At 65.7% G+C, this 13,137-nt stretch carries 17 protein-coding genes; 6 read left to right on the plus strand and 11 right to left on the minus strand.

The window, feature by feature from the left end; all coding sequences use genetic code 11:
* The first annotated feature begins 117 nt into the window (after positions 1-117).
* Positions 118-1,584, plus strand: a complete 1,467-nt coding sequence (locus tag NA4_RS05530; protein ID WP_067464832.1) for an FAD/NAD(P)-binding protein — start codon at positions 118-120, stop codon at positions 1,582-1,584.
* Between the two features lie 106 nt (positions 1,585-1,690).
* On the opposite strand, the gene NA4_RS05535 is transcribed toward NA4_RS05530, so the two are convergent.
* Positions 1,691-2,239, minus strand: coding sequence for a winged helix-turn-helix transcriptional regulator (locus tag NA4_RS05535; RefSeq protein ID WP_169810981.1), 549 nt, complete (start codon positions 2,237-2,239; stop codon positions 1,691-1,693).
* 82 nt (positions 2,240-2,321) lie between these two features.
* Here NA4_RS05535 and NA4_RS05540 point away from each other — a divergent pair, with 82 nt between their 5' ends.
* Positions 2,322-2,753: a tautomerase family protein gene (locus NA4_RS05540; RefSeq protein WP_067464835.1), complete on the plus strand. Its 432-nt coding sequence runs from the start codon at positions 2,322-2,324 to the stop codon at positions 2,751-2,753.
* A gap of 233 nt (positions 2,754-2,986) precedes the next feature.
* Here NA4_RS05540 and frdD read toward each other — a convergent pair whose 3' ends face one another.
* The 4 genes from frdD to frdA are packed head-to-tail and all read right to left on the minus strand — an operon-like array spanning position 2,987 to position 6,217.
* On the minus strand, positions 2,987-3,340 hold the full coding sequence (frdD, locus tag NA4_RS05545) for a fumarate reductase subunit FrdD (RefSeq protein ID WP_067464838.1): 354 nt from the start codon (positions 3,338-3,340) through the stop codon (positions 2,987-2,989).
* Positions 3,337-3,729: a fumarate reductase subunit C gene (locus NA4_RS05550; protein ID WP_067464841.1), complete on the minus strand. Its 393-nt coding sequence runs from the start codon at positions 3,727-3,729 to the stop codon at positions 3,337-3,339. Before NA4_RS05550 ends, frdD begins: the two co-directional genes overlap by 4 nt.
* Entirely contained in the window at positions 3,726-4,469 is a 744-nt protein-coding gene (locus NA4_RS05555; RefSeq protein ID WP_067464911.1) for a succinate dehydrogenase/fumarate reductase iron-sulfur subunit, read from the minus strand. Before NA4_RS05555 ends, NA4_RS05550 begins: the two co-directional genes overlap by 4 nt.
* 5 nt (positions 4,470-4,474) lie before the next feature.
* Positions 4,475-6,217: a fumarate reductase (quinol) flavoprotein subunit gene (frdA, locus tag NA4_RS05560; protein ID WP_067464844.1), complete on the minus strand. Its 1,743-nt coding sequence runs from the start codon at positions 6,215-6,217 to the stop codon at positions 4,475-4,477.
* Positions 6,218-6,290: 73 nt separating this feature from the next.
* Here frdA and NA4_RS40090 point away from each other — a divergent pair, with 73 nt between their 5' ends.
* On the plus strand, positions 6,291-6,530 hold the full coding sequence (locus tag NA4_RS40090; protein ID WP_157128827.1) for a hypothetical protein: 240 nt from the start codon (positions 6,291-6,293) through the stop codon (positions 6,528-6,530).
* A gap of 340 nt (positions 6,531-6,870) precedes the next feature.
* Here NA4_RS40090 and NA4_RS05570 read toward each other — a convergent pair whose 3' ends face one another.
* Positions 6,871-7,155, minus strand: coding sequence for a hypothetical protein (locus tag NA4_RS05570; protein ID WP_067464847.1), 285 nt, complete (start codon positions 7,153-7,155; stop codon positions 6,871-6,873).
* Between the two features lie 31 nt (positions 7,156-7,186).
* Positions 7,187-7,384, minus strand: a complete 198-nt coding sequence (locus NA4_RS40095) for a hypothetical protein (protein WP_157128828.1) — start codon at positions 7,382-7,384, stop codon at positions 7,187-7,189.
* A gap of 250 nt (positions 7,385-7,634) precedes the next feature.
* On the opposite strand from NA4_RS40095, the gene NA4_RS05575 reads away from it, so the two are divergent.
* Both NA4_RS05575 and NA4_RS05580 read left to right on the plus strand, forming a co-directional pair.
* Entirely contained in the window at positions 7,635-8,561 is a 927-nt protein-coding gene (locus NA4_RS05575) for a helix-turn-helix domain-containing protein (protein WP_169810983.1), read from the plus strand.
* Positions 8,551-8,757 (plus strand): DUF397 domain-containing protein, encoded by a 207-nt coding sequence (locus NA4_RS05580; RefSeq protein WP_067464850.1) that lies wholly within the window; start codon positions 8,551-8,553, stop codon positions 8,755-8,757. Before NA4_RS05575 ends, NA4_RS05580 begins: the two co-directional genes overlap by 11 nt.
* A 53-nt stretch (positions 8,758-8,810) precedes the next feature.
* On the opposite strand, the gene NA4_RS43200 is transcribed toward NA4_RS05580, so the two are convergent.
* Positions 8,811-8,933 carry a hypothetical protein gene (locus NA4_RS43200; protein ID WP_281179973.1) on the minus strand — a complete coding sequence of 41 codons (123 nt, stop codon included), beginning with the start codon at positions 8,931-8,933 and terminating at the stop codon, positions 8,811-8,813.
* Positions 8,934-9,203: 270 nt separating this feature from the next.
* Here NA4_RS43200 and NA4_RS05590 point away from each other — a divergent pair, with 270 nt between their 5' ends.
* Complete coding sequence (locus NA4_RS05590) at positions 9,204-9,809, plus strand: bactofilin family protein (RefSeq protein WP_067464856.1); 606 nt, start codon at positions 9,204-9,206, stop codon at positions 9,807-9,809.
* Between the two features lie 372 nt (positions 9,810-10,181).
* On the opposite strand, the gene NA4_RS05595 is transcribed toward NA4_RS05590, so the two are convergent.
* The 3 genes from NA4_RS05595 to NA4_RS05605 form a co-directional block, all read right to left on the minus strand.
* Positions 10,182-10,994, minus strand: a complete 813-nt coding sequence (locus NA4_RS05595) for an NAD(P)H-binding protein (protein WP_067464859.1) — start codon at positions 10,992-10,994, stop codon at positions 10,182-10,184.
* Positions 10,995-11,296: 302 nt separating this feature from the next.
* A complete protein-coding gene (locus NA4_RS05600; protein WP_067464862.1) occupies positions 11,297-11,929 on the minus strand; it encodes a TetR/AcrR family transcriptional regulator in 633 nt (210 codons plus the stop codon).
* A 33-nt stretch (positions 11,930-11,962) separates the two neighbouring features.
* Positions 11,963-13,117, minus strand: a complete 1,155-nt coding sequence (locus NA4_RS05605) for an aromatic ring-hydroxylating oxygenase subunit alpha (RefSeq protein WP_373862759.1) — start codon at positions 13,115-13,117, stop codon at positions 11,963-11,965.
* Positions 13,118-13,137 lie beyond the last annotated feature (20 nt).

Below are 13,137 nucleotides of genomic sequence, written 5' to 3' on the forward strand. Positions count from 1 at the left end.
CTCATGTGAGGGGGTTGTACGGCATGTCGGACCCCCTGATCGAGGGATGGGATCTCGCCCGGCGGCCTAGCAGGCTGGTCGACGCACGTCCGTCAGACTCAGAAGAGGGAATCAACCATGCATATCGGAATCGTCGGCGCGGGAATGGCTACGGTGGCCCTGCTCGACGCGCTCGCCGACTCGGACGCGAAGCCGGGCGAGATCACCGTGTTCGAGAGCTCATCCACCGTCTGGCGCGGCCGCGCATACCAATACGACCAGGACTCCGTACGAGTCAATGCGCCACCGATGGCCATGACCGCACGCGGGGGAGACCTGGACCATTACCTGCGTTGGCTGCAGGAACGCCCCGAACTCGCCCGCTACCTCGACGAAGGACTTGGCCTACCGGTGGTTCCGCGCGCGGTATACGGACAATATCTGGAACACACCGCGCATATCGCCATCGCCAACCTGCGCCAGGACGGATGGCGGGTGAGCGTCGTCAATTCCGGCGTCACCGGGTTCTCTCGAGACATCGACGCCGCCTTGCACACCGCCGCCGACGGCACATTCCGAGTGGACCGCGCGGTGCTGTCCATCGGCGGCGGACAGCCACACGACAGCTATGGGCTGGCCGACACGCCGGGGTACGTCCATGAGCCATACCCCCTGTACCGCAGGTTGGCCGAGGTCCCAGCGGACCGGCACGTCGCCGTCATCGGCAGCGGATTGACCGCCGTCGATATCGCCACCGGGCTGGTCTCCACCGGACATACCGGTCCGATCACCCTGATGTCCCGAAGCGGCGTACTACCCGCCGTACAGCAACGTCCCGTTCGATACGAGCCGCAGTATCTGACACCCGAATACGCGTTGCAACGGGTTCGCGGAAACCAGGGCCAGGTGACACTCTCCATGCTGATCGAACTGATGAAGGAGGAACTCTCCGAACTGGGGCAGGATTTCCGGACGCTGATCGATGAGGTCATCAGCAACGACACCGAAGCTCCTGTGCAACGGCTACGACGCCAGCTGTCCTTGGTGGCGGACCCGCATCAGGGCCGGCGACTGCTCGGCCGGGCCATCCGAACCGTCGTGCCGGCGGTGTGGCCGCTACTCAGCGATCAAGACAAGACGATGCTGCGCAGCGCACACTTCCGCACCATCAACTGCCTGAGTTCACCCATGGTGCCGCACAATGCGAATATCCTGCTGCGCCTGTTCGATTCCGGCCAGGTACGGCTGCGGCCGGGGTTGCAGAAGATCCGGCCCCACTCCCACGCCGGATTCACGGTGACCGACGACACCGAATGGACCGCCGACGTGGTGATCAATGCCGTCAACCCACCGGCCTACACCGTGCCACAGGCCGCCGGACGGTTGGTGCGTTCGCTCTTGACCTCCGCATCCGCCGAACGGCATCCGTTCGGGGGCCTGACCACCCAACCCGGCACCGGCAGACTTCTCCTCTCGGGCCGGCCCGACCGCACCTGGTACGCACAGGGCAATATCGCGAGCACCTCGACATTCATTGCGACCGACCCCACAGGTCTCGCGCACGAGGCGGCACGACTCGCCCGTTCCCTCACCGCGCAACAATAACCAACCGTGCGACATCGAACCGCTCCGTTGCCTCTGGGTCGAATCGTTGCCGCGGTCGGCTTACGGCCGCGCGATCCCGTCCCATCGGTAGGGCGGACTGCCGGGTTCACTCCGGTTCGGCGGCCTCGTCTCCGGCTCTCCTCTCGGCCAAGGCGCCGTCCCGGTCGGAATGGCGGCGGGCAAGGACCCTTGTACCAGGTCCCGAGGCGGCACCGGGACCAGGCCGTGCCGTCACTGTCGACGCAGTCACCGGCGTACCGCATGCCGAACAACAGATCTGTGGGGTGAACGTCTCGCCGCAGTTGTCGTGCGACAGACGCACCGGCGGTCCACCCGGAGGCGTGGCCCACTTGTCGCCCCACGCCATCAGCGCCATCAGTACGGGCATGAGTTCGCGGCCGGGCTCGGTGAGGTGGTACTCGTGCCGCGGCGGCCGTTCCTGATACGCCCGGCGCTCCACGATGCCATTTCCGACCAGTGCGTCGAGCCGCCGGGTGAGCAGGTTGCGGGAAATGCCGAGGTTCTCCGCGATGTCGTCGAACCGATGCAGACCGAGGAAGAGGTCTCGCACGATCAGCGGCGTCCACCACTCTCCGACAAGTTCCAGGGACTGCCCAATGGAGCAGTGCATCTCGGCGAAGCTGGTTCGGTGCATGACCCCAGTCTAGTGGGTTGATTCATTGAACTAACAAGGGTAGCTTCGGTCCATCGACAGAGTTCAATGAAAGGACTAACCGATGCCGTTCGTGGAGCTATTTGTTCCCAAGGGGTCGCTCGATGAAGCACGCCGCGCGAAGATCGGCGGACGACTGGTATCCGAGGTGATGGTGGCCGAGGGCGCCCCGGACACCGACACGGCCAGATCCATCTCCTGGCTGGTGGTCAACGAGATCGACGCGTGGTTCGTGGGCGGTCGGCAATTGCCTGCCGGAGAGAAGCCGAAGTACGTGGTGCGAGTCGGAGTTCCGGCCGGCTCGATGAACGACGACAAGCGCAAGGACATCGTGGAGCGAGTCACCCGGGTCCTCGCGGACGCCGATGACGATCCCACGCGGTTCACCCATCCCGCGACCGCGTGGGTGCACATCAATGAGATTCCGGAGGGCAACTGGGGAGCGAGCGGTCGGATCGTGCGGATCGAAGACATCGCCGCACTGACCGCGAACTGATAGGCGTCCGATTCGGCCGCCTCTCCCGCACGCCGGATCATGACCGACCGGTTAGCGAATGGCGCGGGGCCCGATCAGCACTCGACGCCGGTCGGCCACCGCGCCGGGTATGAGCAGCCGCCGCGGGCCATCGGCCGACGGAAACCGCTCGCAGGTCGGTTTGCCCGAGGCTCGAGCTCGAAGACCTGGCTTCGGCCGTAGACGTGACAGCGCACAGCGGAATATCCCGCGTGTCAGACGCGCAGCAGGATGTAAGCAGCGGTTCCCGAGCCGATGACGGCGCCGCCGTAGCAGACCAGGATGATCGACCCACGGAACTGCTCGAGCCGCAAGCCGTGCTCCAGCGTGTACCGGAAGCGGTGTGCCCAGTGGAATAGAGCCAGCACACACAGTCCGAAAAGGACCAGCCGGGTGACAGGATGACGCAACACCGAGAGCAGGTATGCGTGGTCGGGCGCGGGAAGCCAGTCCAACGGGAAGGCGAGGCCGAACAGAAAGAGCAGCACCGGTATGAGCAGCGCAGCGGCCATCCCGCCGATGCCGAACAGTAGCCACACCAACGGTTCCAGGGACCTCTTGTTGGTCATCGCAGCACCACCAACAGCACGATCGCCGTCAGCAGACCCCACAGCAGGTAGTGCACTCCAATGATCACGACCGGTTCAACGCGCCGGTTCCGTATACGCACCACCATCGCCTTGGGCGCGAGGTTGAACCAGGTGACCGTATGCAGAAGCACGAACAGCAGGGCGATGGCGTTCAGTGCAACAACCCACCCGCCAGCGCTCCAGCTCAGAAACCGCTGGTAGTCCTCGCTTCCTGAACTGACCGCACTGACCAGGACCAGGAGATACACCACGAACCAGGCGACGAACACGCTGCTGAGTTCGCGCAGGACGAAGAGCAGATATGAGCGGCGTCGCAGCCACCAAAAGGTGGAGATCGGCTTTCGGTACAACCGGGGCGTCGTGGTCATCGTGCCCGCCAAGGCATGAGGAAATCTCGCAGCGATTGGGTGGCCGCGGTCAGCTTGTAGCGTTGGATCGCGCCAGCCGGGTCGACCCCTTTCGGGCAGGCGGTGGTGCACTCGCCGACGAGGGTGCAGGACCATACGCCCTCGGCGGAGGCGAGTACATCCCGCCGATCTGCGGCTCCCTCATCGCGCGAGTCGAGGTTGTAGCGTTGGGCCAGCGCGATCGCCGCCGGACCTAGGAACTCGGGCTCGAGCGCGAAGACGGGACAGGCCGAGTAGCAGAGCATGCAGTTGATACACATGCTGTACTTCTGGTAATCGTCCATTTCGGACGGTGTTTGCAGGTACTCGCCGTCCTCGAGTGGCCGGTGTTCCTCCCTGATCAGCCATGGCTCGACCGAGGCCAGTTTGTGCATGAAGTCGCTGATCTCTATGACGAGATCCCGGATCACCGGAAAGTTGCGCAGTGGCTCGACCCGCACCGGCCCCGGCGCGTAGTCGGTCAGGAAAGTAGCGCAGCTCAGTTGTGGCTCGCCATTGACGGTCATGCCGCAGCTCCCGCAGATGCCCATCCGGCACGACCACCGGTACGACACCGTCCCGTCGAGGTAGTCCTTGATGTAGTTGAGGCCGTCGAGCACCGTCCATTCTTTGCGCAGCGGAACCTCGTACAACTGCAGTACCGGTTCGTCATCTCGATCCGGTCGGTAGCGCGCGACTTGCAGGGTTATCCGGGCCACCATCGCCATCACCTCCCATATACGCGTTCGCCCGGAGGCCAGCGTGTAATCGTGACCGGTAGATACGAGATGCGGCCCGAACCGTCCGGCTGCCGATGGATCATCGAATGGGCCAGGAACCGCTGGTCGTTCCTGGCGGGGAAATCGGTCCGTTGGTGCGCACCCCGGGATTCCTCCCGTGCCAGCGCGCAGGCGACGATGCATTCCGCCACATCGAGCATGCACGACAGTTCCAGCATCGCCACCAGTTCGGTGTTGAATGCCCGGCTGTGGTCATCGAGGCACGCGCTGCCGAACCGATCGCGAAGCTCGCGCACCTTGTCGGCGGCCTCGGCGAGGGAGTCGCCGTCCCGGTAGATCCCGGCACCGGCCTCCAGCGTCTCCTGCATCTCGGTGCGGATGTGGGCGATGCGTTCGGATCCCTCGGCATGTCGCGTGAGGTTCCGTTCCAGCCGGTCCTGTTCGGCGCGGCCGCGGGCCAGGACCGCCGGTGTCTGGCGGGCCGTGGCCGAGCTCGCATACTCGGCGGCGGCACGACCGGCGCGCGCACCGAAGACCAGCAACTCCGGAAGGGAATTCGACCCGAGCCGATTGGCTCCGTTGATACTGACGCAGGCGACCTCTCCGACGGCGTACAGGCCCTCCACGGGTGTCGCGCCGTGGATGTCGGTATGGATGCCCCCCATCATGTAGTGGACGACGGGTCGCACCGGGATCAGCTCCCGGACCGGGTCGATGTTCTGGTACTTCGAGCACAGCTCGCGTACGAACGGCAGTTTTGTGTCGATGAGATCCGCACCGAGGTGGCGTATGTCGAGGTGGACGACGTGTCCGTACGGTGTGCCGATGGTCCGGCCCTTGTCGAGTTCGTGCACGAAGGCCTGCGACAGCCGGTCGCGTGGCCCGAGTTCCATGCTTCGCATCACCGGTACCGGTGATGGTGTCCCGAGGTCGTAATCCTGCAAGTAGCGATAACCGTCCTTGTTGAGCAGCCAGCCGCCCTCCGCGCGCGCTGCCTCGGTGATCAAGATGCCCGTGAACGGAAGGCCGGTCGGGTGATACTGAACGAACTCCATGTCCTTAAGCGGCGCGCCTGCCCGGTAGGCCAACGCCATACCGTCGCCGGTGTTGATGTTGGCGTTGGTGGTGAACGGATACACCCGGCCGCAGCCACCAGTGCACACGATGACAGCGCTGGCGAAAATGGTTTCGACGCGTCCGGTAGCCAGTTCGATGGCTACGATGCCGCACACCTTGCCGTCATCGACGAGCAATGTCGTGGCGAACCATTCGTCGTACCTGATGATGTCTTGATACGACAGTGCGGTCTGGAACAGGGTGTGCAGCATGTGAAAACCGGTCTTGTCGGCTGCGAACCAGGTGCGGTTGTTCGTCATGCCACCGAAGGCCCGTACCGCGATGTGCCCGTCCGGCCGGCGGCTCCATGGGCAGCCCCAATGCTCCAGTTGGAGCAGCTCCCGCGGTGCTTCCGCGACGAAGGCCTCGACAGCGTCTTGGTCACAGAGCCAATCGCTGCCGGAGACCGTGTCGTATGCGTGCTCGTCGAAGCTGTCGCCGGGACCGGCGACACCGGCGGCGCCACCCTCGGCAGATACGGTGTGGCTGCGCATCGGATAGACCTTGGAAACGATGGCGATACTCAACCGGGGGTGGTGTTCTGCGATGGCGATGGCCGCTCGCAGGCCCGCGCCGCCCCCGCCGACGATTACGACATCGTGAGAAGCGGTCATGGTGGCACCACCCCGGCGTCGCCCGTCAAGCCTCGAAGTCGGCGCTGTGCTCGTCCATCATGACCTTGCCGTCATGGCGGACGATTCTGATCCGAACGCTGCCGTCGTGGAATTCGTGCCGGATCCGGCGGCAGCCACAGTCGTAACGCAGATCGTCGATAACCAGGCCCGCTTCGTCGTCTTCGCGGTGGCGAGCGCCGCCCCTCAGTTTCCCGCATGGGGCGCGTTCGGTGCTGAACTGCTCGGTGGTGCTAAGCATTTCCACCTCCCGGCTAACCGGTGGCGCACCTTACTGATCGGTGTAGAAACATAAGCGTACGCGTATTGGCCCGAGGCCGCAGGAGGCGTTCTGGGCCCCGGTAGACGTCTGCGCCCGCTCCGATGCGCTGTCGACCGCTCGCGACGTCGTGTGCCGACCGTGACACCTTCCTCCACGAGGTCGTCCGGATGGCGCGGTATGTCGAGCTGCCGCCGACCAGCCGCATACAGACTGGCCGGTGAGCCTATGGAACCGGGCGCACCACGTCCTTGATCAGCCTCCGACACCGGGATCGTCTGCTCCGGATACATGCGGTAACGCGGCGTCGGCGTCTGCGCGGTGGAGGTCCCCGCGTTCCTCCCGGATCTCGGCGACCCGGGTCCTCGGAACAGCATCACTCCGGAGGTGCGCGATCCGCCGGTTCGTCGGGCGCGTGCCACCGAGTCAGCGCCCGGCAGCCCACGGCGAACTCTTCGGCGTCGCGCAGTGCCCGGCCCGCGGCGAGGTCCAGTTCGAACGAGTGGTCGCTGTGGCCGGTCGTCGCCGCGATCATCCGGCGGGCGGTGGACCGGATCGCCGACTTGTCGCCGGTCACCGTCCAGCGGCCCACGGCGGGCACGTGGATGAGCCAGCGCGGACCGCAGCAGTGCACCTCGACGTAGTACCGGCGCACGGTCACGGCCTCCGCACGAGGACGGGCCGAGGCCGGGTCACTCGGCCCATGACAGGGCTTCGGTGAGGGTCACCGGAGGCGGTGGAGGGGCAGGCACCCCGCCTCCGGGACGTTCGGGTGCGGCGGCCCACTGCCGCAGCGCGGCCGCGTAGCGCTCGAGCACGGGTAGCGGCACGCCCTTGTAAGGGGCGCGCGACCGGGGAAACGGAACGCGTTGCGGTAGTGCGTTGGTCATGTGTCCTCCGCGGGTCGAATGGCGGCGAACGGGGAGTCTCGCCGCGCCGATCACGCGGTCAGTGGAGCACCGGACACGGGCCGCGTCGACGCTCCCGCGGAAATTCGCGATGGAAAGTGGCAAAAGCCCTGGACACCTTCCAGCGACCCTGCACAATGTCCTCCAGAAGGGCGAAATATGGCCTTCCACAATAACTTTCGGAACATTCCAGTCAGTGGGTGTGGATATTCCACAGAAGGGAGCAAACAGCATGGGGGAGAGCGATGCGGGCGCCGCGGATCGGCAGCTCGAAGCCGGTATTCGCGAGACCGGGGGCGTTCCACACCGCAGCCTCGGCCGCTGCCTGCGCGGGATGAGGCAGGAGGCGGGACTGTCCATCGAAGTCGCGGCGCGGGCGATCGGGCGCGGGGCGGGGACGCTGCACCGTTTGGAAACCGGTGCGCCGAACGTGATCGTGCGCGCCGAAGACTTGCGGCGGCTGTGCAGGCTGTATCAGCGGGCGGAGATGTTGCCGGTGTTGGAATCGCTCGCGGCGCAGGGGAGGACGCCGTCATGGTTGGACGAGTTTCCCGATCAGGTGAATCCGACGTTCAACGCGTACATTCAAATGGAGGCGGCGGCCTCCCATCTCACGAGCTACCGTCCCGATCTGCTGCCTGGAATATTCCAAATCCCTGAGTACGCACGTGCGCTCGACCGGGCGTATTTCCCGATGGACACCGCCGAGGAGATCGAGCGGAGGGTCAGGGTTCGACGAAACCGGCAGGGGCTGATCACCCGTGATATCGCGCCGCTGAATGCGGTGCTGCTGCTGGACGAAGCGGTGACCAGGCGAGTGGTCGGCGGCCCTCGCGTCATGTCAGCGCAGCTGCGGCACCTGGCGGACCTGCCGCCGAACGTTCGCGTGCAGGTGGTTCCATTCGGGGCGGGCTACCCACTGGGGACCTCCACCGGACCGTTCACGATTCTGGACTTTGCGGCAGACAATGACGGGCGGGCGCTGGAGCCGCCAGTGGTCTACGTCCAGAGCTATACCGGTGATATCTATCTGGAGCGACCGGGCACTGTTCGCCGCTATCGAGCTGCGATCGAGGTCATGCAGCGGGTAGCGTTGGACGTGCCGAATAGCAAACGCCTGCTGCGGCAGGCAGCGAAGGAGTTCGACTGTGTCCGTTGATCTATCCGGAGCGCGCTGGTTCAAGAGCACTCGTAGTTCCGCCGGTAGCGACTGCGTCGAAATCGCGCATCTGGACAGCGGGCATGTGGGCGTTCGTGATTCGAAGAACCCCGCCGATGGGGTGCTGGTGTTCACGCCCTCGGAGTGGGACGCGTTTGTGTCGGGTACGCGGGACGGGGAGTTCGACCGGCACTGAGCCGATCGCTCGTACCCGGTAGGAGAATTCGAGAAACCAGTGGCGCGGAAGCGCTACGCCTGCACACCGATCTGCGCGTTGCCGACATTCGTTCCGGGCTCGGCGCAGCTTCGTACCGCTCGAAGCAGGCCGTTGCCCGAGATCGACGCGAACGCGCTGCGGGGTTCGAAGTTCACGGCGGCGCTTACTCCGCATCTCGCGCGCCACCCTCGCCGCGCGCAGCAACGATCCGCGACGGCGTTGGCCGTTCTGAGGGAGCGAACGTGGATCAGCGGTTCGGTGACGGCGAGGCCGACCGAGGATGGATTGCCGCTGGCACACAGCAAGGGACTCGGAAACCGAACATCCGCCGAACGCGGCGCGCGTGCAGCGCTCGGGTGCCGAAGAATCGGGAAGGTCGTGCAAGGCGATATCGTCTTCAACGCATCAGCGTGTGAGGAGTGGCAGTGGCGGACGAGTCGATCGAATCGTTGAGCGAGACAGGGCGTGCGGAGCAGGCGACCGAAGCGGATCTAGAGAAGATCCTCGACGAGGACATTCGTTCTTGCCTCGATGACGACACCAAGGTGCACCGCGGCGACTTGACGATCGACGGTGACCTCGGCGTCTACGACGGCGCGCTCATCGTCATCGGGAACCTGTCGGCGACAGGCTCGGTCGCCACCGACGAGACCGGCAGCCTCATCGTGACCGGCTCGGTCGAGTGCAGGCACCTGTACCTCGAGGGCAATCTCGAGATTCAGGGGAACGCCACGATCCGGGGCGTCGTCTACGGCTTCTACGAAGCGGGGATCTCCGGGGTGTACGGGACGACGAAAGCCAAGGTCGGCCTGATCGGGAATCACTGCTGGGAGTGCCGAAACGAGGAGTATGAAGTCGGCGGCACGTTCTCGAACTTCCGCACGGGAAGCTTCACCGGCGATCCAGAAGCGCTCCGCCGGGTGGTCGGCGAGCGTGCCTTCCAGGGGCTCGGCATGTTGCTCGGCTTGAGCCAGGAGGAACCGAAGGAACGAAACTCGGCATGGGGGCTCTCGCTGTTTCGCGATATGTGACCGGAATCTGGCCGTGTTCATTCGGCGGTCTCCTTCATGCATCCCCGGTGAACGGCGTCATCGGGAGAACTAACCGCACAGACAAAGCAGCGTTTGATTCGGCACGCTACCGTACGGCGGTGACACCGACGGGGACAGCTCGCGGAGTTCTACGTCCGCTGTCCGCCGACGATACGGACGTCGGCGCATCGCTCGACTCGGCCATTCGGGAGCTGTCCTGAGCGATCGGAAAGCCGGGATCGGCCGTGCGTGTCGACATCCGCACCATGTGGTGCTGGCTGCCCTGCCCATCGGGTGAACTGACCGGCAAGCGAAGTGAATCCCGGACGGCACCATCGCTGGGCGGTTGGCGAATGCCCCGCCGGTGGGCAGTCAGCCAGCGGCGAAGCGCGGAGCATTGTCGGCGGCCCACCGGGCGAAGGTCGTCGCGGGCCGGCCGGTGATGTCCTGGACACTGGTGATGGGCAGAGCCGCGGGCGGCACGTCGAAACTGGTGAGAGCGTTGTCGACGTACCAAGTCGCGTTGTCACCCATGGTCGGGGTCAGGGCGGTGATGGTGTCCTCGCGCGAGGAGCGGTGGAAGGCGATGTCGCGGCCGAGTGCGTCGGCGAGGTGCCGGACGAGGTCGGTGCGGGTGAGGATCTCCGGCCCCGCCAGCGGGAAGGCTCGGCCGGGATGGATGTCGGTCAGCAGGGTAGCGGCAACGGCGGCGATGTCGTCCATGGCGATGGGCGCGCTCGTGGCATCCGGCCGCGGTTCCCGGACAGCACCGGTCTCGCGTATCTGGTGCGACCAGATCAGGGTGTTCTCCATGAAATCACCGGGCCACAGGTGGGTCCACGCCAAACCGCTTTCCTCGACAGCGGTGCAGACGCTGCCCCACCAGGTCTCCGGTTCACCGGACAGGTCGACGACATGCCGCACACCGGCCGCGCGGGCCAGTGCGAGCACCTCGGTGACACTGTCCGGTGTGGGCGCGAGGTACATTCGCTCCACTCCCGCGAACGCCGCGGGCAGTGTTTCCGGTCGCCGCAGGTTGCCCTCGGCCACCTGCACCGTGGCGGGTAGCGCGGCCTTGCGCGGGTTGCTGGTGAGCGCGCGGATATCGGTGGCGCCCAAGGCGAGCAGGTGCTCGACTACCTTGCGGCCGATGTTTGCGGTGGCACCGGTTACGAGGATGGTCATCCGTACCCTCTCCGTTGTGGATCGCTGAACCATCCCATCTTGCCAAGGGCATTCGAGCAACGCCCGCCCAGCCACGGTGACCCCCGGCTATCGGCGGCGGACGGAAGACGGCTGAGCAGCAGGCTTTCGCAAACTCCCAGGCGTAGTCGACGGGAGTTCCCAGGTCTCCCGGCGGCTGAGTAGATGATCTTGCCCTCAGGCGGCAGGTGACTGACCGGCATCCATGAAACGTGTGATCGCGGAGTCGAGCAGGGCGCCGGGGGTTACGCGATCGACGGTGTGGTTTCGGCCGAGTGGTCGGGTCAGCGGCCTGGGACGGGTATGAGGACCAGGGCGTCGGCGTTGCGTTGTACCGACTCGAGCGTGCCGGGATCCGAGAGCAGGCCGAGCAGGGCGAATTCGACTATCTCGCCGGGGCTTACCGCGATCGAGGGCAACGCGAGGGCGTCGAACAGGGCCTGGACCAGGCGGGCGCCGGAGACCGGGTTCATCGCGCGGATGTCGCCTTCGAGTTGGCCGGCGGTGACCAGGTCGATGACCACCCGGTCGACGCGGTTGATCAGTTCCTGCTCGGCGGCGAACTGCTCGCGCTGCAATTCGGGTGTGGTGAGGATGGAGACCAGCACGTAGGGCGAAGCGCGTAGGTGCTCGAGCGATTCGCGCAGCCAGCGGTGCAGCTTGGCCACCGCGGGTGCCTCGATCGCGGTGAGCTCCTCGGCTAGCGCCAGCGGACGTTCCAGACCCAGGCGCACCAGCGCGGCGAGGATGTCGTCCTTGGCCGAAAAGTGCTTGTAGATCGCGGGCTGCTGCACCCCGACCACTGCGGCGATATCCCTTGTCGAGGTGGCCGAGTAGCCGCGTTCGGCAATGAGCTCGGCGGCCGTGCGCAGGATGCGTTCGGCCGCCGGGCTCCACCGCGAGATTTCGGCCGACATGCGGTTCAGGCTATCGAGCGTATCCAGGGCGCCTCACAGGGTGCCCGGCCACGGCCCGTCATCCAGCAGCGCATGCGCCAGATTCCGATAGAAGGCCAGGATGCCCGGCGCCTCCTTCGGGCTCAGATGCCCACGCTCGGCGAACTGCGAGCGCACCCCGCGCTGCACCGCCTCCAGCCCGCCGCGATCCTCGTCATTGATCATCGCGGTGACCGCCTGCTGGGTGCGCTCGGTCGCCTCGGAGGTCTTGGAGAGCTCCGGCGGCACCAGCACCCCGCCCACCACATGCATTTTGTCCGCGCTCACCGGGATGAAACTCAGCCACACCACCTGGTCGCCCAGCGCCATGAACGTGCCGCACGGGAATTCCAACAGCGCCATCCCGTGGCTGCGTTGAATCTCGTTGAGCTGCACCACTTCCGTTGGTACCGGTGCGACGAACGGAATCCGCGCGTGCAGCACCCACGGCGAGTACGGCTCGACGTACAGGTCGCCGCCGCCCGGCATGAACGGCTCCAGCGTCTGCCGGTGCAGGCCGATCACGTGGTAGTTCTCGTGACCGTTCTCCATCGCCAGCTTCCAGTTGGCCTTCCACTCCAGCGACCACGAATCGACCTGGACCATGTCGCCCAGCCGATACCCTTCGAATTCGGGCGCGGCCAGATCCAGGTGTGCGCCAATGGATTCGGCGTTCGCGTCGAGGTTGACCCAGACAAAGCCGTTCCACTGCTCCACCGCGAATCGCGGCAGCCGGCACTGCTTGGCCTGGAAGTCGGGGTTGCCCGCCATATAGGGCGCGCCACGCAGCCTGCCGTCCAAGCCGTACTTCCACAGGTGGTACCGGCAGGTGAACGAGTCGGCGCGGCCCGCGCCGGGTTCCACCAGCGGCATCAGCCGGTGCCGGCAAATCGGCGAGAGCGCGTGCAACTCACCGTCGGCCGCCCGGCTGACCACGATGGACTCGCCCGCAATGGACAGCGCCACGTAGTCGCCGGTCTCGGCCAGCTGATCGGCATGCGCGACGAGCATCCAGGAGCGCGCGAAGATGCGCGCCCGCTCCATATCCCACAGCTCGGGCGAGGTGTAGGCGCTCGGCGGCAAACTCAGCGCCGGTGGCGCGTCGCCGAGGTATTCCCGCAGGTCCGCAAGGATTTCCTCGACTTCCGGCGTGGTGACGACGGACATGATGTACCTCCACTCGCGGGTTA

Origin of the sequence: Nocardia amamiensis NBRC 102102 (genome assembly GCF_001612745.1) — a bacterium.
Taxonomy (GTDB): domain Bacteria; phylum Actinomycetota; class Actinomycetes; order Mycobacteriales; family Mycobacteriaceae; genus Nocardia; species Nocardia amamiensis.